The organism is Kushneria sinocarnis (assembly GCF_003633775.1).
Lineage (GTDB): Bacteria > Pseudomonadota > Gammaproteobacteria > Pseudomonadales > Halomonadaceae > Kushneria > Kushneria sinocarnis.
On record NZ_RBIN01000008.1, the window covers coordinates 160,309 to 183,187 of the forward strand.

Below are 22,879 nucleotides of genomic sequence, written 5' to 3' on the forward strand. Positions count from 1 at the left end.
GGATCAGTCGGTCGAGCCCTGATTGGACTGCTGGGCCGCCCTGATCAGATCATCACCGATTTCGTCGCGGTACTTGTCGATGACGCTGTCGGTCGCCTCGCGCCAGTCGGCCAGCTGATCGGCCGAAAGCGTGGTGATGGTGGTGCTGCCGGAGTCGGCAATGGCCTGACGGGCCTCGTTGTTGAGCCGGTCGGCATTGTCGTTCACCGATTCGGTCACCTCGGCGATGATGTCGTTGAGCTCGGTGCGCACCTCCGCCGGCAGCCCCTTCCAGAAGCTGTCATTGGTAATCAGCACATAGCTCAGCACGCCGAGATTGGCCTCGGTGACATACTGCTGCACCTCGGGCCACTTTTGGGTCTGGATATTGGACCAGGTATTGCCGGCCTGACCGTCGATGACGCCGGTCTGCATCCCCTGATAGACCTCACCGAACGCCATCTTGCGCGGAATCGCCCGCAGCGCCTTGACCTGATCGGCCAGCACGTTCGAAGGTTCGACCCGCAGCTTCAGACCGCGCATGTCACGCGGTTCCTGCATCTTGGTATTGGCCGTCGGCTGACGCATGCCGTTGTGCCAGTAGGCCAGGCCGAGAATGCCGTGCCCCTCCATCGACTCGAGCAGCTTCGTCGCCTCGGGCGTCTGCTCGAAGCGCGACACGGCCTGCATGTCATCGAACAGGAAAGGCAGGTCATAGAGCTGCATGCTCTTGCTGTACTGGCCCAGCTTGGCCATCGACGGCGCCAGCAGCTGCACATCCCCGGTCAGCAGGGCGTTGAGTCCCTTGGTATCGTCATACAGCGAGGAGTTGGGATAGACCTCGATCTTCACCCGGTCGCCGAGACGCTCCTCCACCAGCTGCTGCAGCATCTGGGCCCCCTGCCCCTTGGGGGTGTCGTTGGCCACGACATGCGAGAACTTGATCACGATCGGATCGGCGGCCAGCGAGGGGCCGGCGGCGAACAGCAGCAGCGAACAGCCGGCCAGGCCGAGGGCACGCTTGAGAGAGGATCTGGACATGGTGGTATTCCCCGTGAAAGTGGTCTCGCCGACTGAATGGCGTTATTCGTCTTCACAGCCGGGCTGCTACAGCGTGTATCACGGCTGCACGGGAAAAAGTATTAGCCTTTGGCGCCTGGTCATTGGTCGCATGATCCCGGGCGGCAGGCCGTCATGGCGCCGGGAGGCGCCCGGCCCGGCCCCCCTCGCCGCGGGCCAGCAGCCGTCTGGCCCGATGCACCAGCGACGCACTCATCGGTTCGCCGTCGATCATGAACCCGGCCGTATCGGCATCGGCCAGCACCCGTCGGGCCCACTCCAGCTGCGCGGCGCTGGGCGTGAAGGCCTCATTGACGGCTCCGGGCTGGGCGGGGTGCAGGCACAGCATGCCGCCGAATCCCATGTCGAGTGCCCGGCGCGCCGTCGCCCGCAGCGCTTCGCTGTCACTGATGATCGGGGAGACTTCCGCCAGCGGCGCCATCAGTCCGGCCAGTCGCGACTGCAGGATCAGTGTAAAGCGGGCCTGATCCAGCAGGATTTCGCCACCTGCCGTGCCTGCTGCGATATCGAGATCGAGCGCCAGGTCAAAGGCGCCAAATGCCAGCCGCTCAACGCCCGCGACGCGCGTGATTTCAAACAGATGCTGCAGGCCGGAGGCACTTTCGATCAGCGCCCAGATCGGCCGCCCCAGGGCGGCCGCGGGCGCCAGTGAATCGGCCGATGCCACGCCGGGGATCATCACCCGGATGATGGTGTCAAAGCACCGGCACAGCGCCAGGTCAGCCTCGTGCTCGGGGCTGTCGGGGGCATTGATGCGTACCACGCATTGCACCCCGGGGTGTGACTGCAAAAACCGCGCCAGCGCCTCGCGGGCGTCCTGTTTGTCGGTGACAGGTACGGCATCGTCCAGATCGATGACCACCGCATCGGCCATGCCGGCCAGTGCCTTCTCGATGCGATCGGATCGGGCTGCCGAGACCAGCAGCGCCGAGCGGGCAGCAGCCCGGATGGAACCCTCGAACTCGGCATTCATCGCTATTCCTTGCTCCATGCCTCGGGGTGGCGCCCCTGTTATCGTTATGGTCGTCATTCCGGACCGATCGCGAGGCACTCCCTGCCCGCACGGTCATTCCCCTCCTCCGGGACATGCCGGCACCCGGCTGCGAGGGCTTCGGACGTCACGTCACCCCGGCAGCATGGCCGAAGCGGGCCACAATCGACATTCGCTTTTAGGCAGGGGCGACGAAAGGAGAAGCCGCCGGCTGCCTTCCGGCCGGCGGAAGGGCGTACGCCATGGCAGCGCCGCCCGGTATCGGCCCGGCTGCTGCCGGTCAGCCGGCGGAGTGGCGAGTGCGGGCCGCAGCCCCCGTCAGACGGTCGAGCACGCCCAGCAGCGGGGCAATCAGCCAGCGATAGAGCAGCCCGGCCAGCCAGAGCACGGGGGTCAGGATGAGCGCCCAGACCCCGAACTGCACCAGTTTCACCGGCCAGTCCAGCCAACGCGCCAGGGTCGCGCCGAAGGCACTGACCAGCGAGGGGTGGCGCACCACCAGCCAGCCGGTGGCGCCAAGGGCGGCAAACTTCGCCGGTCGCGACAGGCGCGCAAATTTCAGCCCCGGCAGCAGCCCGCGCGAGGCCCGCGAACCGGTGCGCGCGCTCTGCGCCTCGGCTCCCGCCACGCGTGCGCCGCGGCCGACGCGCAGCACCTTGATCGCACTGGTCATGGCCAGCAGATCGACTCCCGCCCAGGCGGCATCGCTTGCCCGGATCGGCTCGCCCTGCTGCCACTTACGCTCCAGGTCACGAAGGCCGCTGGTGAAGAAGTCGCTGACGTCACTGACCACCCGCTCCCCCTGCAGCCAGGCCACCCGGTGGCGGTCATCGACCACGAACTGATCGAGCACACCGTGCCCCTCGCGGTTGAGCCAGGCCACGGCGTAGTCACCGCGCTGATGCGGCGTCAGGCTGCCCTGCGCACCGCTGTCGGTCGTATTTCCGGATGGCGAACCGGGCGCTTCAGCCCCGGCCTGACCCGGCGCCTGCCGCGAGGCGTCGTCGTCCGACCACCAGTCGGAGAGGGTCCGGCTCGCCTGCCGGTAGCGCTGCGCCATCCAGTGGCGCAGGTTGAGCGTGGTGATCTCGTGATCATGAAAATACGCCACCGGTAGCACGGCGTCGGCGTCGAATCGGCTCAGCGCCCGCTGGAAATCACCATCGAGACCATATTCGCCGAGCACCCGGCGGGCGATATCACCATGACGCAGCACCGCCAGCCGGGCAGCCAGCAGCAGGGTCGGTTCGTTGGCATAGGCCAGCAGGACGGTCTTCAGCGCGGTCGACTCCACGTTCAGCGAGCGCGTCACCGCCGGCGCCAGGGCATCATCGAGCTCGGCATCGAGCAGCCGTTCGCGAAACGGCGTGGAGCCAGCCGTGGCCCCCAGCACCCCGGCCATCAGCAGCGCCACCAGCACACAGAGGGCAAGACGTTTCATGACAGCCGATCCTTCGGAATGACGCGCCAGTATCCCACATGCGCGCCCGGTGGAAATCAACCCATGATGCACCGGGCCCGACAGCAAAGCGCCCCGCTCATCGGAGCGGGGCGCTGACAGCAGCCGACGGGCTCAGCCGTCAGTCTTCCAGCCATTCGGTGTGGAAGGTGCCTTCCTCGTCGATGCGCTTGTAGGTGTGCGCGCCGAAGAAGTCACGCTGGGCCTGGATCAGGTTGGCCGGCAGCGTCTCGGAACGATAGCTGTCGTAGTAGGCGATCGCCGAGGAGAAGGTCGGCGCCGGTACGCCATTCTGCACCGCATGGCTGACCACATCGCGCAGCGCCTGCTGGTAGCGATCGGCAATATCGGCGAAGTAGGGATCCATCAGCAGATTATCGAGCTCCGGATTGTTCTGGTAGGCATCGGTAATCTTCTGCAGGAAGCGCGCGCGAATGATGCAGCCGGCGCGGAACAGCTTGGCGATCTCGCCGTAGTTGAGGTTCCAGTCGTGGGCCTCGGAGGCGGCGCGCATCTGGGCAAAGCCCTGGGCGTAGGAGGCGATCTTGCTGAGATAGAGCGCCTTGCGCACACTCTCGATGAAGGCCTTCTCGTCGCTGCCGAGCGGCTTCTGCTCCGGTCCGGTGAGCACCTTCGAGGCTGCCACGCGCTCATCCTTCAGCGACGAGATGAAGCGGGCAAACACCGATTCGGTGATCAGCGGCAGCGGCACGCCGAGATCCAGCGCGCTCTTGCTGGTCCACTTGCCGGTACCCTTCTGGCCGGCGGAGTCGAGGATGATGTCTACCACATCGTGGCCGGTCTTGTCATCCTTTTTGGTGAAGATGCGCGAGGTGATGTCGATCAGGTAGCTGTCGAGCTCGCCCTCGTTCCACTCCGAGAAGATCTCCGCCAGCCGGGCATTGGAGAGCCCGAGGGTGCCCTTGAGGATCGAATAGGCCTCACTGATCAGCTGCATGTCGCCGTATTCGATGCCGTTGTGCACCATCTTGACGTAATGGCCGGCACCGTCGGGGCCGACATAGGTCACGCAGGGCTCGCCATCCTCGGCACGGGCGGCAATCTCCTCGAGAATCGGCGCCACCATGTCGTAGGCTTCCTTCTGCCCGCCGGGCATGATCGACGGCCCCTTGAGGGCGCCCTCTTCCCCGCCGGAGACCCCGGTACCGATGAAGTTCAGGCCCAGCTCGGAGAGCTCCTGATTGCGCCGGATGGTGTCCTCGTAGGGCGTATTGCCGCCATCGATGAGGATGTCACCGTTGTCGAGATGCGGTCGCAGCGCCTCGATGGTCCTGTCGGTGGCTTCACCCGCCTGAACCATCAGCAGGATACGGCGCGGCTTCTCCAGCGACTCGACGAACTCCTCAACGCTGTAGAGCGGGACCAGCCTGCTGTCCGGATTCTCCGCCATGACCTCATCGGTCTTGGCGCGCGAACGATTGTAGATCGACACCGTATAGCCCCGGCTTTCGATATTGAGCGCCAGGTTACGCCCCATGACCGCCATGCCGATGACACCGATCTGCTGTTTCGCCATTGGACTTTCACTCCATGATCAGAAGACGGCCGCCTCATGCGGCGGCCACTCGATAATCCGGGCAGTGTAACGCACTCGCTGCATCAGGGCCCGCCCCGATTGAAACGATTATCGTCACCAATAACCGCGCCCGGAAGCAGGGTGAAATCATGCTGCAACGCGCATGGCCGAAGCGGTCGATGGACGCTCATGTGCCCCTGCGCCATCTTGTATCGATGGCATCCTGCAGGCCGGCAGGGAGCGCCACGGCACGATGCCACTGCCACAGCCGGAAACGAACGGTCGATGTATCGCTTCAGGCACGTCAGGGAGAGTTCATGACCGGAAGCTGCATTGTCAGACACTTCAACCACTTTTTCCCCCTTGATGACGGGGATGAGGCGCTGCTGGAAGAGTTCGAGCGCCATCCGGAACCGATGCGCCGCCATCAGCACCTCTGGCGCATCAACGAAACCGCCTGCATGCTGTATACCCTGAAAAGCGGCTGGGCCTATGCCTATCGCACCTCGCCCCGGGGCGAGATGAAGGTCCTCGAGGTATTCCTGCCCGGCGATATCATCGGCCTGCACGACTTCACCTTCGGCCACCACCTCACCGGCGTGCGCATGCTCACCGACGGTTTTGCCTGCGCCTTTCCGTATCAGGACATCCTGGCCGCCTGCGAGCAGTCCCGGACCCTGACCGCCGCCTTCTTCGCCGATTCGGCACGCGAGCGGGCGGTCATGAACGAGCGTCTCACCACCCTGATGCACTGCAGTGCGCGCATGAAGCTTGCGCATTTCATCATCGAGATACGTCTGCGCCTGGCCGGGGTCACCCCCGACCTCGAGCAGCGCTTCGAATTCCCGTTCAACCAGAAGATCCTGGCCAGCCTGCTGGGTTTGACCAATGTGCATGTCAGCCGGGTACTGAGCGAACTGGAACGCGACGGCCTGCTCAGCAAGCAGCGTCGCACGCTGGAGATTCACGACTATGATCGGCTCCATGAAGAGGCCCAGTTCAACGATGCCTGTCTGCATCCGGACATGCACAGGCTCTGTCAGTAACCGGCGATCGCCGCTCGCGTCATAACCTGGTTAAGCGGCATCTGCCGGACGCACCGATTATGCTGTCGCCATGCCTGCAAAGCCGGCAGTGTGGGCCACGCTTGTCCGGCATTCGACACCCACGGGGCTCAGGGAGGAACGCCGTGTCACATACCGAAAGCTGCATGGTGCGTCAGCTTCAGCATTACGCCAGTTTCAACGAGCGCGAGATCGAGCTGCTCGGCACGCTCGAACGTTCGCCGGAAGAGGTTCAGGGAGGGGCCACCATCTGGCAGGAGGGTGAACAGGCCAGCGAGATGGCGGTCATCAGCAAGGGCTGGGCATGCAGCTATTATACGCTGGAGGATGGGACCCGGCTGATCCTGGACATCCTGCTGCCCGGTGATATTGCCGGACTGCGCGAGTTTGCCCAGTCGGCGCACCAGGCCGGGGTCAGGGCCGTGACCGACTGCACGATCTGCCGCTTTCCCTATCGCCATCTGGGAGAGGTATTCGATCAGTCCGGCAAGCTGACGCGGGTCATCTTCGCCGCGGCTGCCACCCAGCAGTCGATCATGGTGGAGCGGATGATCAATCTGGGCCGACGCGATGCCGCCACCCGTATCGCGCACCTGCTGTGCGAGATGTACACACGCCTCAGCCGCATGAACAACCACATGAAGCTCCAGTTCCGGCTGCCGCTGTCACAGGAAGTGATGGCCGATGTCACCGGCCTCTCCACCGTGCATGTCAGCCGCACCTTTACCCATCTCAACAGTGAAGGCCTGGCACGCCGCTATCGCCATCAGATCGACATTCCCGATCTGGCACGGCTCAAGCAGTTCGCCGGCTTTTCGGAAGGCTACCTGGGTATCCCCTCGATCATCGACAGTCACCGGTAGCAGCGAACGCACTACCGGCATGACCAAAGGCGCCATCACCAAAGGGGCCACCGCCCGGGCGGTGGCGCTCTACTGGCGCGCGCGATAACGCCGGCTGCTCTGATGCGTCACCATGGCCTCCGGCTGAACACTGAATGCCCCCTCGGTGTTCTTCAGCAGAAACCGCCGCCGCGCCAGCAGATAGCGCTTTTCGGCGCCATGAAAGGCGCCCAGCCGCAGTTCGACATCATCCACCCGCAGCTCCGGATGATCCAGCGGATGCGACCGCTCCCCCCACTCCACGCCGTGCGCCTCGGCTGCGCGGCGGATCAGGGTATTGAAGGTGATGCCGGCCAGACACTGCCCCTGACTGAGAGTACGCCGTCGCGTCGCCCGGTGGGAGCGGTCCCCCTCCGCCTCGTCGATCACGATATTGTCTTCGAAGACATCGGTCACATCCAGCTCCCAGACCCCCTGCGAGGTCCTGACCCGGGCCGTGATCGAGTCGACAAAGGCCTCGCCGCTGCTCATGTTGCCGATCAGGAAATAGGCATTGATGTGATTGCCGAGCACGCGATTGATGACAAACCGGGGGCGCCGACCGATCTGCACCTGATGCAGAAAGACCTGGAAGAAACCGGCCCAGACCAGCAGCGTGACGAAGGTCGTCAGCGCATTGAATACCTTGACGTTGGCGACCAGCCACTGCCACGGCAACTCCAGCCAGTTGATCAACTCTATCCCCTGCCATTCGCGTGTTGACGACCGCGGCCCGCGATCGTTCCGGGCCCGTGCTTCAGCAACAAGAGCATGACAGAAGCCGGCTGGCAGCCGCGCTAAAGCAGGTTATATGAGCAGCCCCGGACGTCATCCTGCCCCCGCTCAGTGCGCCTCGTCCCAGTTGTCGCCGGCGTTGGCCTCAACCAGCAGCGGCACATCGAGCCGGGCGGCCTCCTGCATGCGCTGACGCACTTCCTGCATGAAGGCATCGGCCTGCTCGCTGCGCACCTCGAAGATCAGTTCGTCGTGCACCTGCATCACCATCACGGCATCGAAGCCGCTCGCCTGCAGCCAGCCATCCACATCGATCATGGCGCGCTTGATGATATCGGCGGCAGTGCCCTGCATCGGCGCGTTGATGGCGGTGCGCTCGGCGGCCTGACGACGGTTGTGATTGCTGCTGGTGATGTCGGGCACATGGAGCCGGCGGCCGGACACGGTCTCGACGAAGCCATCCTCCGCCGCCTGCGCCCGAACCTGTTCCATGTAGCGCGCCACGCCGGGATAGCGCTCGAAGTAGCGCTCGATGTAGACCTTCGCCTGGCCCGGCTCGATGCGCAGCTGCCGTGACAGCCCCCATGAGCTCATGCCGTAGATCAGCCCGAAGTTGATCGCCTTGGCACTGCGGCGCTGCTCACCGGTCACCTGCTCGACCGGCGTGCCGAACACCTCGGCGGCGGTGGCGGTGTGGATATCGCGATCCTCGGCGAAGGCGGCCAGCAGCCCGGCATCGCCGGAGAGATGCGCCATGATGCGCAGCTCGATCTGCGAATAGTCCGCGGCCACCAGCCGGTAACCCGGCTCGGCGGTAAAGGCCCGGCGAATCTTGCGCCCCAGCTCGGTACGCACCGGAATGTTCTGCAGGTTGGGGTCCGACGAGGAGAGCCGCCCGGTGGCGGTCACCGCCTGATGATAGCTGGTATGGATGCGTCCGGTGGCAGCATTGATCAGCTGCGGCAGCTTGTCGGTATAGGTCGATTTCAGCTTGGTCAGCCCGCGGTGCTCCATGATGGTCTTCGGCAGCGGGTAGTCCAGCGCCAGTTCCTCGAGCACCGCCTCCGCCGTGGAAGGTGCCCCCTTGGGGGTCTTCTTGATCACCGGGATCTTCAGCTCGTTGAACAGGATCTCGCCGAGCTGCTTGGGCGAGCCGAGATTGAACTCTCGCCCGGCCTGCTCGAAGGCATCGCGCTCCAGCAGCCGGATGCGCTCGTCGAGCTCGCGGCTCTGACTACCCAGCAGCGCGGTATCGATCGACACCCCGGTGCGTTCCATGCGCGCCAGCACCGGTATCAGCGGCCGCTCCAGGGTATCGAGCACCTCGGCCAGCCGCCCTTCGCGTTCCAGTCGCGGGCGCAGGTGGGCGTGCAGGCGCAGCGTCACGTCGATATCCTCGCAGGCATATTCGCCGGCGGTCTCGAGATCAACCTGATTGAAGGTGAGCTGCTTGACGCCCTTGCCGGCAATCGACTCGAAGCTGATGGTCCTGTGCCCCAGCCAGACCTGCGCCAGCGAGTCCATGTCATGCCGGGTCGCCGTGGAGTTGAGCACATAGGACTCCAGCATGGTATCGGTCAGCGCCCCTTCAACCCTCATGCCGTAACGCGCCAGCACCTCGATGTCGTACTTGAGGTTCTGGCCGATCTTGCCGATCGCGGCGTTCTCCAGCAGCGGGCGCAGCGCGGTCAGCACCCGTTCGCGTTCGAACTGCTCGGGAGCATCGAGATAATCATGCGCTACCGGCACATAGACCGCTTCACCGGGTACCAGACCCAGCCCGATGCCGACGATCTCGGCCTCCATGTAGTTGAGACTGGTGGTCTCGAGATCGAAGCAGAACGCCTCGGTCTCGGCCAGCCGCTCAAGCCAGGCTTCGAATTCGGACCACTTGAGCAGCGTTTGATAGTCACGATGCTCGCTGGCCAGCGCGGTGGCCTCGCTGGTCATCGCCCCCCGGTCGGATTCGCCATCACCGCTCGGCACGTCGGGCGCCGGCTCGCCTTCGCTGCCGCCCTCCAGCAGCTCGTTGAGCCAGCCCTTGAATTCGAGACGCTGATAGAGCGCCATCAGCGCTTCGCGATCGGGGTGGGCAATCTCCAGCTCGTCGAGCCCGACCGGCAGTGCGCAGTCGGTCCGGATGGTGGCCAGCCGATGGGAGAGCCAGGCCTGCTCGCGATTCTCCTCGAGCTTTTTCGGCAGGGTTTTGGCACCACGAAAACCGAGCGTGGTGACGCGCTCCAGGTCGTCATAGATGGTCTCCAGACCGCCCCCCATGCCGGTCAGCAGCGCCAGTGCCGTTTTCTGCCCCACGCCCGGCACCCCGGGGATGTTGTCGACGCTGTCGCCCATCAGCGCGAGATAGTCGATGATCAGCCGCGGTGGAATGCCGAACTTCTCCTCCACCCCGGCGACATCGAGCGTCTCGTTCTTCATGGTGTTGACCATGGTGATGTGCTCGTTGACCAGCTGCGCCATGTCCTTGTCGCCGGTCGAGATGATCGCATCCCGCCCCTGCTCGGTGGCCATCCGCGCCAGGGTGCCGATGACATCGTCGGCTTCCACGCCCTCGATGCACAAAAGCGGTATGCCCAGTGCCTTCACGCACTCGTGCAGCGGTTCGATCTGGGCCCGCAGGTCATCCGGCATCGGCGGACGGTGCGCCTTGTACTGTTCGAAGAGCTCATCGCGGAAGGTGCTGCCCCCGGCATCGAAGACCACCGCCATGGGGCTTTGCGGATACTGCCGGATCAGGCTCTTGAGCATCGCCACCACGCCGCGCACCGCGCCGGTGGGCTCGCCGGTGGAGGTCGACAGCGGCGGCAGGGCGTGAAAGGCGCGATAGAGATAGGCGGAACCGTCAACGAGGACGATCGGGGCGTCAGCCATGAGGACTCCAGCATCAGGGGAAATCGGAGTGACATGATACGCAAGCCGGCGCGACGAGGCGAAACGCAGCCGTTCCCGACTCGCCACCGCGCTTACAATCGGGTAACATTCAACCACCCTGTCCATCCTGTTTCCGACCTCGTCATGAGGGTGCCGTCATGCCCGTCGTGTCTCGCCATGCCTGCTTCCCCGGCCTTCGAACGTGGCCGATCCTGCTGCTGGGCCTGCTGCCGGCACTGCCGGTCGCCGCGGATGAGACGCCCCGGCCCCGGATCACCACCCATCACGAGGCCGACCGGCTCATTCGTGAATACCGCATCGATCACCGGCTCTATGCCATCGAGGTGGTCGATGAGGACACGGCCGTGACGCTGATCGACCGGGACGGCGACGGCAACTTCCAGCGCGCCGCCGGCGTCGAGGGCACGCCACCGGTACCGGACTGGGTCCGCCATGATGAGTGATCGCTCGTCATGAGCCTGCGGTAACCATTCAGCCCCCTGTAAAGAGAGTGTTAGACTCCCTGCAATGCGCCACTGTAGCGCGCTTGTCCCTTCGTGCAGCAGCCCTTCAGGAGTCCCATGGCGGTCTTTACCCCCCTGAGCGACGATCAGGTCGCCGATTTTCTCGAACGCTTCGATGCCGGCCGACTGGTGCGGCTTGAAGGGGTAAGCGGCGGTACCGAAAACAGCACCTTCTTCGTCACGACCGATCGCCATGCGCTGGTGCTGACCCTGTTCGAACAGGGCGATCAGCGCGAGCTGCCGTTCTTTGTCGAGCTGCTCGATCACCTCGCGGCGCACCAGCTGCCCGTCCCGGGCCCGCTGCACGATCGGCAGGGCATCGCCCTGCAGCGGCTGGCCGATCGTCCGGCACTGCTCTTCCCGCGGCTGCCCGGCGAGCACCCCGAGCAGCCCACGCAGGCCCAGTGCCACGCCATCGGCCAGACGCTGGGGCAGATGCACGCCCTGACCCGCGACTTCCCGGTGAACCGCGCCAATCCGCGCGACCTGAGCTGGATCGAACAGGCCGCCAAACGGGTGATGCCGTATCTCGACGCCGACGAGCAGCAGCTGATGCATGAACAGATTGCCGACTTCGGCCGGCTGCTGACCCCGCATGTGCTCCCCCGGGGCGCCCTGCACGGCGATCTCTTTCGCGACAACACCCTGTTCGATGGCGAACGACTCGGCGGGGTGATCGACTTCTACAACGGCTGCACCGGCGATCTGCTGTTCGATCTCGCCATCGTCATCAACGACTGGTGTGCCACCGCGCAGACGGCGCTGCATGAAGCGCGCTACCACGCCATCCTCGACGCCTATGCCGCGCAGCGGCCCTTTACCGCCATCGAGCGGGAGGTCTGGCCGGTCATGCTGCGCATGACCGCCCTGCGCTACTGGCTGTCGCGCCTGCTGGTGGTGCATGTCGATCCGCCGGCCCACACCCTGACCCCCAGGGATCCCGGTGAGTATCTGAGACTGCTGCGCCAGCGCATCGAGGTGCCCGTGCCACCGCTGCCGACGGCCGCGCGGTAGTGCCCGGATAACAACGGTAACTGCAGGATCACCCGATTTTCATGAAACATTAAGAGAACAAGGGCAAGCTAGGGGATCCGAAGGCACTTCGAATGATCGAATGGCTTCACAGCCGAGAGGAAACCTCCGTGATGCAACGATTGCTGAGCCGCTATGCCCTGCCTGTTCTGGGCAATCACCGGGACAGCCTGTCACTGGCCCTGTTCGGTGTCATTGCGCTGAGCCTGTGGCAGCCGTTCTACCAGCTGGCGGATGCCCTGTCGCTGCAGGTGCTGGGTGAAACCGCCCTGTTCGAGGCCATGGAACACGCCGAGGCGCCCTTCGATGCGGCCGCGGTCAACTGGCTGACCACCGCCATGACACTGCTGACCGCCTTTCCCTTCTATCGCATCATGCGCCGCTTCGGCTATATCAAGCGCACTGCGGTACGCGCCAGCTGTGTCTGGCTGACACTGCTGGCCGTAACCCTGACCGGTGATGTCGACACCTTCGATATCATGGTCATCGGCACCCTGCTGGCCGCCACGGCGCCGCTGATGCGTGGCGAGTTCCACTGCCGCCGCGCGGTCGAAACGGGGCTCTGGATGACGCTGGCCGTGCTGCTGTTCGGCCCGGGTGCCATTTTCATGCTGCTGCTGGCCGTGCTCTCCGCCCCGCTGTGGCGGCGCACCGCACTCAAGCATGCGGACTGGGTCAACCTGCGCCGCAGCTGCGCCTGTGCCGTGATTGCCGCGCTGCCCCTGCTGCTGAGCTGAGGGCCATGTCGGAGGTGCCCTGCACACCTCCGGCCTGCCACCGGGGCCCGCCGGCGCGCAGCCTTCGCCGCCTCTCTGCCAGGGCTCCCGGCCTCCTTGCGGACGCCTTCACTGCCCTGCCATCACCCGCACGATTGGCCCTGTTCATTCATTGACGGTATCCTTTCGCTCACTCGACCGATAACCGGGCCCGATGCCTGCATTCGCGCCAATTCCAGCAACCGACAAGACGATATGCCATGAAAGTGCTCGTAACGGGCGCTGCCGGGTTCATCGGCGCCTGGCTGATGCGACGCCTGCAGCAGGAGGGCATCGATGTCGTGGGCATCGACAGCTTCTCCGACTATTACAGTATCGATTACAAGCAGGCCCGGCTCGAGGCGCTCGGCGTCTCGCCCTGTCACTCCCTGGCCATCGAGGACCGGGAGGCGCTGGAAGCCCTGTTCATCCGTGAACGCTGCACCCATGTGATTCATCTCGCCGCCCAGGCCGGAGTGCGTCACAGCGTCGAGCACCCCTATGTCTATGGCGATGCCAACCTGGCCGGCTTTCTCAACGTGCTCGACACCTGCCGCCGTCATGGTATCGAGCATCTGATCTATGCCTCGTCGAGCTCGGTCTACGGACGCAGTGAGGCCTCGGTCTTCCGCGAGGCGGATCGAGTCGATACACCGGCCTCGCTCTACGCCGCCACCAAGCGCGCCAATGAGCTGATGGCGCGCAGCTATGCCGACCTGCACGGCATGTCGGTCACCGGGCTGCGCTTTTTCACCGTCTACGGCCCGTGGGGTCGGCCGGACATGGCACCGATGCTGTTCGCTCGCAGCCTGATGAATCAGCGCCCCATCGAGGTCTTCAATCACGGCCGCATGGCGCGCGATTTCACCTGGATCGAGGATGTGGTGGAAGCCATTCGCCTGCTGATCGCGCATGCTCCCGAGCCCGACGCGCATGGCGCGGCGCACGCCATCTACAATATCGGTCGGGGGGCGCCCACCGAACTGATGGCCTTCATCGAGCTGCTGGAGCAGTCGCTCGGCCGCCGGGCAGAGAGACACTGGCGCCCGATGCAACCCGGCGATGTCGAACGGACCTGGGCGGATACGTCGCGGCTGCAGGACGCCACCGGCTTTGCTCCGCAGGTTCCGCTGGAGGAAGGTATCAGGCAGTTTGCCGAGTGGTGCCACGCCCACCCGCAATGGATCGGTGAATGATACGCCAGAGATCACTCCCCTGAAGCCGGGCGACCCGGCTCAGGTCACACCCTTCGGAGCACCCATGTCGGATTCCCAGACCTCCCGTTCCCTGCAGGAAGCGCTGCACACCTGGAACATCGATCAGTGGGGCAGCGGTTATTTCGATATCGACGACCGGGGCCGGGCGGTAGTGCGTCCGCACGGCAACGCTGCCGACCAGCAGCGCCCGGCGCTGCCGCTGACCGAACTGGCTGGCCGCCTGCAGCAGGCCGGGCTGCGTCTGCCGGTGCTGGTGCGCTTTACCGACATCCTTCACGATCGGGTCGAGCAGCTCTGCGCCGCCTTCGACCGGGCCATGCACGAACAGGGCTATGACGGCCGCTACACGGCGGTCTACCCGATCAAGGTCAATCAGCAGCGCCGGGTGGTCGAGGAGCTGCTGGCCACGCCCGAGCGCGGCCGTGGCCGCGTGGGGCTGGAAGCCGGCAGCAAGCCGGAGCTGATGGCGGTGCTGGCACTCTCCTCCGAACATCCCTCGACCATCGTCTGCAACGGCTACAAGGATCGCGAGTACGTCCGCCTGGCGCTGATGGGCGAAAAGCTCGGTCACCGGGTCTATCTGGTGGTGGAGAAGCACGCCGAGCTGGAGCTGATCCTCGAGGAGGCCGACCGGCTCGGTGTCGCCCCGCGCATCGGCGTCCGCGCCCGGCTCTCCTCGATCGGCAAGGGCAACTGGCAGAACACCGGCGGCGAGAAGTCCAAGTTCGGTCTCACCGCCCGCCAGGTGCAGGCCGTGGTCGATCACATGCAGGCCCTCGGCCGGCTCGATGCCCTGCAGCTGGTGCACTTCCATCTCGGCTCGCAGATCGCCAACATCCGCGACATCCAGCGTGGCCTGCGCGAGTGCACCCGCTTCTACCAGAGCCTGCGCGAGGCCGGCGCGGCGGTGGAAGTGGTCGATGTCGGTGGTGGCCTGGGGGTGGATTATGAAGGCACCCGCTCGCGCAGCTACTGCTCGATCAACTACTCGATGGACGAATATGCCAACAACGTGGTCAGCGCCTTCCATCAGCTCTGTCAGACGACCGGACTGCCACACCCGCACATCATCTCCGAGTCCGGCCGCGCGCTGACCGCCCACCACGCGGTGCTGCTGACCAACGTGATCGATGAGGAGCGCCACGACGACGCCCTGCCGGAGCGCTCGGTCGGCAGCGACGCCCAGCTCGATGTACTGTGGCGCACCTGGCAGTGGCTCGGTGAATCCGCCGACCCGCGCCTGCTGGTGGAGTACTATCACGATATCCACCAGGCGATGACCGACCTGCAGGACCGCTTTGTGCTGGGCGATGTGTCACTGGCCGTACGCGCCGAGGGCGAAGCCGTGCATGCGGCCGCCAGCCGGCGTCTGCGCGCCCGGCTCGACCCGCGCAACCGGGCCCATCGCGAGATCCTCGACGAGCTCAACGAGAAGCTCGCCGACAAGCTGTTCGTCAACTTTTCGCTGTTCCAGTCGGTGCCCGATGTATGGGGCATCGACCAGATCTTCCCGGTGATGCCGCTCTCCAATCTCGATCAGCCGCCCGTCCGCCGCGGGGTCATCCAGGACATCACCTGCGACAGTGACGGGCGGATCGAGCGCTACGTCGATGGCCAGGGGGTGGAAACCACCCTGCCACTGCCGGAGTGGACGGACGGCGAGGAGAAGCTGCTCGGCATCTTCCTGGTGGGGGCCTATCAGGAGATCCTGGGCGATCTGCACAACCTGTTCGGCGACACCGACTCGATCGACGTCAGCCTCGACGACCAGGGTGAGTGGCGCTTCGGCACGCCGATCACCGGCGACAGTGTCGCCAACGTGCTGCGCTACGTGAACTTCGATCCTGACCGGCTGCGCGCCCGCCTGCAGCGTCAGCTGATCCGCAGCGACGTCACCAGCCGCGAGCGCGAGCAGTTCCTCGAGGAACTGGAAGCGGGGCTCGAAGGCTACACCTACCTGGAACGGTAGCGCCCGCCTGCAGCAATGGCATGACGTCACCGGCCCGGAACCAGCGCTCTTTGCCGGTGCCCGGGCCGTGCTGCCGCTCACGGCGGCGATGCTGCTGACCCGCGTGACCGGCGCCGGCCGCCCCCGTGCCTGCGCTTCCTCCCGCTCCCGTGCGCCGTTACCACGGATGCTCGACGAATGGCGAATGGTCGGCGCCCGGCAGCCCCTTCCATGATGTATGACATCCTACATATTACCTGTCATGCACCTGTCGGGTTTGCCCCGAGGAGTTCCCATGTCGCCACATGACCTCTGGCTGATCGGTCTGACCGCAGCCAGTATCGTCGTTCTGCTGATCCTGGTCATGGTCGTGCGCATTCACGCCCTGGTCGCCCTGCTGCTTGCCAGCATCTGCGTTGCCGTCGGCAGCGGCATGCCGCTGGCCGAGATCATGGATACCGTTGAAAAGGGCATGGGCAGTACCCTGGGGTCGGTGGCGATCATCATCGGTCTGGGCGGCATGTTCGGCAAGATGCTGGAGGTCTCCGGCGGCATCGACCGGCTGGCCTCGAGCATTACCGCCCGGCTGGGCGAGGAGCGCGCCCACTGGGGCATGGGCCTTGCCGGGCTGCTGGTCGGCATCCCGGTCTTCTTTGATGTCGGCTTCATCATTCTGGTGCCGATGATCTACGCGCTGCAAAAGCGCACCGGCAAGTCGCTGCTGCTGTACGGCATCCCGCTGCTGGCCGGCTTCTCGGTGGCGCACAAGTTCATCCCGCCCCAGCCCGGGCCGATCACCGTCAGCGGCATGCTGGGGGCCGATCTGGGGCTGGTGGTGCTGTTCGGGCTCATTACCAGCCTGCCGGTAATGGTACTGTGCGGCCCCATCTTCGGGCGCTTCATCGCCCGCCGCATGCACGTCGAGATTCCCGAGTACATGCACAGTGCCAGCAGCGAGGCCGCCAGCGAGAACAGCCCCGGCGTCGGCACGGTGGTCGGCCTGATCCTGCTGCCGCTGATGCTGATCCTGCTGCATACCGTCTCCAATGCCGTGCTTGCCGATGAGAGTGCGCTGGCCCACTTTCTGATCTTCATCGGTGACCCCATCTCGGCACTGATCATCACCGTGCTTGCCACGGTCTACATGCTTCGGCGGCGGTTCGCCATGCCGCGCGAGCAGGTCATGGAGATCTGCACGCGGGCGCTGGAACCGGTCGGCATCATCATCCTGGTGACCGGCGCCGGCGGGGTCTTCAAGCAGACCCTGGGGGATTCCGGCGTGGGCGACGTGATCGGCAGCGCCATGGCTGGCACCCACCTGCCCCCGCTGCTGCTGGGCTTCCTGATTGCCGCCGTGATCCGCGTGATCCAGGGCTCCGCCACCGTGTCGATGATTACCGCGGCGGGACTGATTGCGCCGCTGATGAACAGCCTGCAGCTGGACGCTGCGATGACGGCCCTGATGGTGATTGCCATCGGCGGCGGCTCGACGGTACTCAGCCACGTCAACGATTCAGGGTTCTGGCTGGTCAACCGCTATCTCGGACTTTCCGAAAAGGACACCCTTAAAAGCTGGACCGTCATGGAAACACTGATCGGCCTCAGTGCCCTGGTGATGGCCATGCTGATCGCCCTGTTTGTATAGCAACGCATGATGAGACGCAGCACAGCACGCACGTCATCACCATTGATGCAGCGATATTTTCAAAAGCGTTTCAGGCGCCTTCGATACCGTTGAGGCAGCTTGCCGGGTATACCATCAGCTCTGGCTGAAGCGACCGGCCGGCCGGGCTACTGCATCAACGCGCCCGCTGCGTCATCGTCCAGGCAAATGCCCTCGACACCGATTTCCTCTGCCAGTGCCAGCAGATAGTGACGCAGCGCCCGTCGAGTCGACTGCTCGTGGAGTACCCTGCGAACCCGCTCCCGAACTGTTTCGAAATCAGCGGGTTGGCCATCCAGACGCTCATCGAGAGAGACCAGATGCCAACCATAACGCGAGGCCAGTGGTCGTTTGCAGAGTCCTTCGGGCAGGCGCTTCAGGATGTTGTCGAGCTCGGGTACGGTCTGACCGGGGCGCAGTTCCCCCAGTGCTCCGCCGCTCTCTTTCGAGGGGCAGGCCGAATAGCGCTGCGCCAACTCGTCAAAGCGTTCGGGATTGTGTGACAACTCGGCCAGCAGCTCATTACCCAATGCCCGAGCCTGATCACGTGCCATCTGATCATCCGGCGCCGCCGGCAGCAGAATATGACGCACGCGATACCGGGGCGGCTGTGAAAAGCGATCGCGGTTAGCCTCGAAGTAACGACGACAGGCTGCGTCATCCGGCTCGGGCACATCGATTTCACACTCCAGAAGCTGGCTCACGCAGTGTTGTTCATTCTCTTCGGTGATCCTGAAGCCAAGCATTTCGGCACGCCGGGCCATCAACTCCCGCACCACCAATGCTCGAGCAGCCTCCAACTGAGCTTCATGCGACGATGCAGCAGGATGATACTGCATTTCCGCGGCGATCATGGCGGGCTCGAGTACGCGCCCACCCACCCTGACTTCAGGCAGCGACAGCGTCGGTTCAGCTGGTAACGAACGGGTTTCAATCAGTTCCATGTGGGCTTCCTGACACCATGACTTGCGTTTCAAGCACGCCGACGTACCAGTTGATAACGGCGACCGACATACCACAGCGGTGCGCTCCAGACATGCACCAGACGGGTAAACGGAAAGACCAGGATAATGGTTAATCCGACGAAGATATGAAGCTTGTAGATCACGCCAACCTCGGAGAGATGCGCTGCCGCATCGCCACGAAAGAAGACAATCGATTGCGCCCACTCGGCCAGCTGCAGCATCACGCTACCGTCCAGGTGGTGCACAGCGAAGGCAATGGTCAGAAGGCCCAGTGTGACCTGCACCATTAAAAGCGACAGAATCGTGATATCCGCCACACTGGAGCTGGCACGCACACGAGGATCGAACAGACGTCGATGGAGCAGGATCAGCCCGCCGGCCAGACACATCACTCCGGCAATCCCGCCAACCACGATGGCCATGATCTGCTTGTGTCCCGGTGTGATCATCCATGCATAGGCCCAGTGCGGCGTTAGCAGACCCACCAGATGTCCGAAAAAGATCACCAGTACACCAATATGAAAAAGATTGCTTCCCAGGCGCAGGCGACGCTTGCTCAGCAGCTGGCTGGAGCCCGTTTTCCAGGTGTACTGCCCATGATCAAAACGCACCAGACTGCCGATCAGAAAGACCGAGCCGGCCAGATAAGGATAAAGCCCGAACAGCAGGGTATTCAGATAGTCCAGCATGATAATGCTCCTGTGACTCAGTGGGAGTGAGACTCCCTGCCGACCGAGGTGGCGGGATCGATGATACGCACTGGCTCGGCACGCTCTTTTTCGTTCTGACGCTGTCGGGCGCGACGCTGGCCGGCAGCGGAGCGCACCGCGCAATCCTGATCCGAGCTGGCCGAAAAACGCACCGCCTCTTCTTCCCATACCGCATCCAGGGCCGCGGGGGTGTCATCGCGCTTCTCCTCGCGCACCTGCTTTTGATGCTCGGTGATCTCATCCTCGGCACCAATAAGTGCCAGCAGCGTCGCCGTAGCCAGTGCCTGATCGGCTTCCCGCTCCTCCAGCCGCGCAGTCAGACGCGCCAGGATGTGGGCAATATCGCCCAGCTGTTGAGCAATGACTTCTTCGGGGCGAGTGGAGAGATATTCCAGAAAGAGCGGCAGATAGTCCGGCAGCTCCCGGGCGTCGAGTTCAAACCCGGCCGCACGGTATTGCGCCAGCAGATCGACCATCGCCTGACCACGATCACGGGATTCACCGTGGACGTGTTCGAACAGCAGCAGAGACGTCGCGCGACCGCGATCGAAAAGCGCCACATAATCAGCCTGCAGATCGAGCAGGTCGCTTTCGGCAATCCGCTCGATCCATTGCATCAACGACTGGCGCCGTACCCACGGCAGATGGGATTCGGCTTCGATGACCGCCCTCATTTCATCGGCTGCCTGCTGCAACGCCAGGGTGGGATAATCCAGTAGCCGTGCCAGAACGATCAGGCTACGCATGGCGATCCTCCCGCTCATCGGCGTGAGTCACTTCAGGCTCGTAGCAGGAGACCGGCTTCACCAGGGTGGACGTCTGGCGGCGCCCGCCGAACAGGCTGGCGGCGCTATCCCCCCCGTTGCACCCCTGGCCAAAGGAGAAGCCGCAGCCGCCGCGCTCCGGGAAGGCCTCACGGGCCTGCTCGCGGTGGGAGGAGGGAATCACGAAACGGTCCTCGTAATTGGCCAGCGCCAGATAACGGTACATCTCTTCGATCTGTGCTGCCGTAAGCCCCACCGCCTCCAGGATCTCGGTGGCCTCATACCCCTCGACCTGCTGGGCGCGCTTGTACAGGCGCATTGCCATCAGACGCCTGAGGGCCCGCACAACGGGCGCTTCGTCACCAGCGGTAAGCAGATTGGCCAGATAGCGCACCGGGATACGCAGCGATTCGATATCCGGCAGCACGCCATCTGACGGCATGCTATCGAGATCGAAGGCGGACTGAATCGGCGAAAGTGGCGGCACATACCAGACCATTGGCAACGTTCGGTACTCGGGGTGCAAAGGCAAGGCCAGTTGCCAATCGATGGCCATCTTGTAGACCGGCGATGCCTGAGCGGCCTTGATGACGTTATCGTCAATACCGTCGCGCCGCGCCTGGGCGATCACCTCGGGATCATGTGGATCGAGAAATATCTCACACTGACGATGATAGAGATCCTGCTCATCGGTGCTTGAGGCAACTTCCTCGATTCGATCGGCGTCATAGAGCAACACACCGAGCGAACGAATGCGGCCCACGCAGGTTTCCGAACAGATGGTCGGCTGACCCGATTCGATGCGTGGGTAGCAAAAGATGCATTTTTCGGATTTACCGCTTTTCCAGTTGTAATAGATCTTCTTGTACGGGCAACCCGAGACGCACATGCGCCAGCCGCGGCACTTGTCCTGATCGATCAGTACAATACCGTCTTCCTCGCGCTTGTAGATCGCCCCACTCGGGCAGGAAGCGACACAAGCCGGGTTAAGGCAGTGTTCGCACAGCCGGGGCAGATACATCATGAAGGTATTTTCAAACTGACCGTAGATATCGGCCTGGATGCGGTCGAAGTTTCTGTCGCGGCGGCGTTTTTCAAACTCGGTGCCGAGGATCTCCTCCCAATTCGGGCCCCATTCGATCTTCTGCATACGCTGACCGCTGATCAGCGAGCGAGGCCGCGCCACCGGCTGGTGCTTGCTCTCACCGGCACGATGCAGGTGCTGATAGTCGAAATCGAATGGTTCATAGTAATCATCGATCTCGGGTAGATCAGGGTTGGCAAAGAGTTTGGCCAATACCCGAAAGCGCCCACCGATACGGGGTTCGATACTGCCATCTCGGCGCCTGAGCCAGCCGCCCTTCCACTTCTGCTGATTCTCCCACTCTTTCGGATAACCGACCCCCGGCTTGGTCTCAACGTTATTGAACCAGGCGTACTCTACCCCCTCGCGACTGGTCCAGACGTTCTTGCAGGTCACCGAACAGGTGTGGCACCCGATGCACTTATCGAGATTCAGTACCATGCCCACCTGGGAGCGAATTCTCATGATCACGGTCTCCGGCTGACGCGCGGGCGGCGTGTCAGGGCCCGCGCTGTTTCATGGGCACACCATGTGCGCTTGCAGCGGAAGGGGTTTTGATTCAGATCAAGACGAAAAAGCAGGAGCACGCCGAACTACCTCTTTGGTAATAGCTCCCAGGATCACCAAGAAACCCTTTTAATTCAATAACCTGATAATGGGAAGCAGTCTCTCCGCCATGACTTGCAGGGACAACAGGTTCTTTGGGAGTAAGGCCGAATGATTTCACTTACTGCCTTCAGGGCCTTCTTCAAGGGTTGAGCAAAGAGATGTCAGATGAGCCATCAGTTGAAAGCTGGCACCTTCCTGATCACCCATGGCTGAGCCGGCATGACCTGCAAGCTGCTTCAGGTCTTGCCCTTCAGTGCGAGAATGCCCGAAGAGACGACAGTGATAACCTCATTGGAAGTGGCCATGCGGATAAACATGGACTCGCCAGTCATGCTGGAGATTCTGCGATCGGCACCGGTGACACTCGAACAACACTCTGTCCCCTGTCCGGTGTTCGAGTCTGGCCGTCGGACGACCTGCCAGGGTCGATGATCTTATGGCTTGAACCCGGAGGCTGGCCCGGGCAGTGGCTGCCCGACACAGTGCTCAATGGGTACGTTTCAGAAAATCCCTGAGGACCACGGCGTTGTTGCATTCTTCATCCTTCGCCGCAAAAAGTAGCGTCAGCCCTTCATTTCGGGCGTGCTCTCGAAGCGTCTGCGACAGCGTTGAATCCCTCTCGCGCAGTTCCCTGCGATAGGCCTCGTAAAAGTCGTGCCAGCGGTCGCGATCATGACCAAACCATTTGACCAGTGCCTTCGAGGGTGCAATGTCGCGATACCACTCATCGATATGGGCGTCTTCCTTCGCCACACCTCTTGGCCACATGCCATCGACCAGCACGCGGTAGCCGTCATTCCTGTCATATGGGTCGTAGATGCGCTTGAGCTGAATATTCATTATCGGTGCCTGTGATCTGCTGAACGATAAGCGTGACGTTCTTCACCCTTTAAACGTAGGCGGTCTCAATGACCAAGCGCAACACGTGACCCATCAGGTACGGTGTTGCCATGAACCACTGCTATCGCCATCTTTCTGCTGAAGACCGGGCCG

General features: G+C 63.5%; 19 protein-coding genes. 8 read left to right on the forward strand and 11 right to left on the reverse strand.

Annotation, left to right across the window (positions count from 1 at the left end; translation table 11 throughout):
• Nucleotides 1-3: 3 nt before the first annotated feature.
• The 4 genes from C7446_RS13980 to gndA all read right to left on the reverse strand — a co-directional run bounded on the left by C7446_RS13980 (nt 4) and on the right by gndA (nt 5,046).
• Nucleotides 4-1,020: a DctP family TRAP transporter solute-binding subunit gene (locus tag C7446_RS13980; protein ID WP_121173739.1), complete on the reverse strand. Its 1,017-nt coding sequence runs from the start codon at nt 1,018-1,020 to the stop codon at nt 4-6.
• Nucleotides 1,021-1,171: 151 nt separating this feature from the next.
• The gene (locus tag C7446_RS13985; protein ID WP_121173740.1) at nt 1,172-2,032 is read right to left on the reverse strand and encodes an HpcH/HpaI aldolase/citrate lyase family protein; all 861 of its coding nucleotides are present in this window, start codon (nt 2,030-2,032) and stop codon (nt 1,172-1,174) included.
• 298 nt (nt 2,033-2,330) lie between these two features.
• Nucleotides 2,331-3,491, reverse strand: coding sequence for a hypothetical protein (locus C7446_RS13990; RefSeq protein WP_121173741.1), 1,161 nt, complete (start codon nt 3,489-3,491; stop codon nt 2,331-2,333).
• A 139-nt stretch (nt 3,492-3,630) separates the two neighbouring features.
• Entirely contained in the window at nt 3,631-5,046 is a 1,416-nt protein-coding gene (gene gndA / locus C7446_RS13995; protein WP_121173742.1) for an NADP-dependent phosphogluconate dehydrogenase, read from the reverse strand.
• Nucleotides 5,047-5,363: 317 nt separating this feature from the next.
• On the opposite strand from gndA, the gene C7446_RS14000 reads away from it, so the two are divergent.
• Both C7446_RS14000 and C7446_RS14005 read left to right on the forward strand, forming a co-directional pair.
• Nucleotides 5,364-6,092, forward strand: coding sequence for a Crp/Fnr family transcriptional regulator (locus C7446_RS14000; RefSeq protein ID WP_170150098.1), 729 nt, complete (start codon nt 5,364-5,366; stop codon nt 6,090-6,092).
• Nucleotides 6,093-6,235: 143 nt separating this feature from the next.
• A complete protein-coding gene (locus C7446_RS14005) occupies nt 6,236-6,973 on the forward strand; it encodes a Crp/Fnr family transcriptional regulator (protein WP_245977855.1) in 738 nt (245 codons plus the stop codon).
• A 69-nt stretch (nt 6,974-7,042) separates the two neighbouring features.
• On the opposite strand, the gene C7446_RS14010 is transcribed toward C7446_RS14005, so the two are convergent.
• Nucleotides 7,043-7,687 carry a hypothetical protein gene (locus C7446_RS14010; protein WP_121173744.1) on the reverse strand — a complete coding sequence of 215 codons (645 nt, stop codon included), beginning with the start codon at nt 7,685-7,687 and terminating at the stop codon, nt 7,043-7,045.
• Nucleotides 7,688-7,834: 147 nt separating this feature from the next.
• Nucleotides 7,835-10,615 (reverse strand): DNA polymerase I, encoded by a 2,781-nt coding sequence (gene polA, locus C7446_RS14015; RefSeq protein WP_121173745.1) that lies wholly within the window; start codon nt 10,613-10,615, stop codon nt 7,835-7,837.
• A 158-nt stretch (nt 10,616-10,773) separates the two neighbouring features.
• On the opposite strand from polA, the gene C7446_RS14020 reads away from it, so the two are divergent.
• The 6 genes from C7446_RS14020 (at nt 10,774) to C7446_RS14045 (ending at nt 17,736) form a co-directional block, all read left to right on the forward strand.
• Nucleotides 10,774-11,079, forward strand: coding sequence for a DUF2782 domain-containing protein (locus tag C7446_RS14020; RefSeq protein WP_121173746.1), 306 nt, complete (start codon nt 10,774-10,776; stop codon nt 11,077-11,079).
• A 117-nt stretch (nt 11,080-11,196) separates the two neighbouring features.
• Nucleotides 11,197-12,153, forward strand: coding sequence for a homoserine kinase (locus tag C7446_RS14025; RefSeq protein WP_121173747.1), 957 nt, complete (start codon nt 11,197-11,199; stop codon nt 12,151-12,153).
• 131 nt (nt 12,154-12,284) lie between these two features.
• Complete coding sequence (locus C7446_RS14030) at nt 12,285-12,908, forward strand: hypothetical protein (protein ID WP_147408783.1); 624 nt, start codon at nt 12,285-12,287, stop codon at nt 12,906-12,908.
• Nucleotides 12,909-13,147: 239 nt separating this feature from the next.
• Nucleotides 13,148-14,122: an NAD-dependent epimerase/dehydratase family protein gene (locus C7446_RS14035; protein WP_121173749.1), complete on the forward strand. Its 975-nt coding sequence runs from the start codon at nt 13,148-13,150 to the stop codon at nt 14,120-14,122.
• Between the two features lie 64 nt (nt 14,123-14,186).
• On the forward strand, nt 14,187-16,112 hold the full coding sequence (gene speA / locus C7446_RS14040; protein WP_121173750.1) for a biosynthetic arginine decarboxylase: 1,926 nt from the start codon (nt 14,187-14,189) through the stop codon (nt 16,110-16,112).
• 274 nt (nt 16,113-16,386) lie between these two features.
• Nucleotides 16,387-17,736, forward strand: coding sequence for a GntP family permease (locus C7446_RS14045; protein WP_121173751.1), 1,350 nt, complete (start codon nt 16,387-16,389; stop codon nt 17,734-17,736).
• A gap of 146 nt (nt 17,737-17,882) precedes the next feature.
• On the opposite strand, the gene C7446_RS14050 is transcribed toward C7446_RS14045, so the two are convergent.
• The 5 genes from C7446_RS14050 to C7446_RS14070 all read right to left on the reverse strand — a co-directional run bounded on the left by C7446_RS14050 (nt 17,883) and on the right by C7446_RS14070 (nt 22,726).
• Nucleotides 17,883-18,698: a peptidylprolyl isomerase gene (locus C7446_RS14050; protein ID WP_121173752.1), complete on the reverse strand. Its 816-nt coding sequence runs from the start codon at nt 18,696-18,698 to the stop codon at nt 17,883-17,885.
• A gap of 29 nt (nt 18,699-18,727) precedes the next feature.
• Entirely contained in the window at nt 18,728-19,408 is a 681-nt protein-coding gene (gene narI / locus C7446_RS14055; protein ID WP_121173753.1) for a respiratory nitrate reductase subunit gamma, read from the reverse strand.
• Nucleotides 19,409-19,425: 17 nt separating this feature from the next.
• Nucleotides 19,426-20,175 carry a nitrate reductase molybdenum cofactor assembly chaperone gene (gene narJ / locus C7446_RS14060; RefSeq protein ID WP_070981354.1) on the reverse strand — a complete coding sequence of 250 codons (750 nt, stop codon included), beginning with the start codon at nt 20,173-20,175 and terminating at the stop codon, nt 19,426-19,428.
• On the reverse strand, nt 20,168-21,742 hold the full coding sequence (narH, locus tag C7446_RS14065) for a nitrate reductase subunit beta (protein ID WP_121173754.1): 1,575 nt from the start codon (nt 21,740-21,742) through the stop codon (nt 20,168-20,170). The genes narJ and narH overlap by 8 nt, the downstream gene beginning before the upstream one ends.
• A gap of 630 nt (nt 21,743-22,372) precedes the next feature.
• Nucleotides 22,373-22,726 (reverse strand): DUF488 domain-containing protein, encoded by a 354-nt coding sequence (locus tag C7446_RS14070; RefSeq protein WP_121173755.1) that lies wholly within the window; start codon nt 22,724-22,726, stop codon nt 22,373-22,375.
• Nucleotides 22,727-22,879 lie beyond the last annotated feature (153 nt).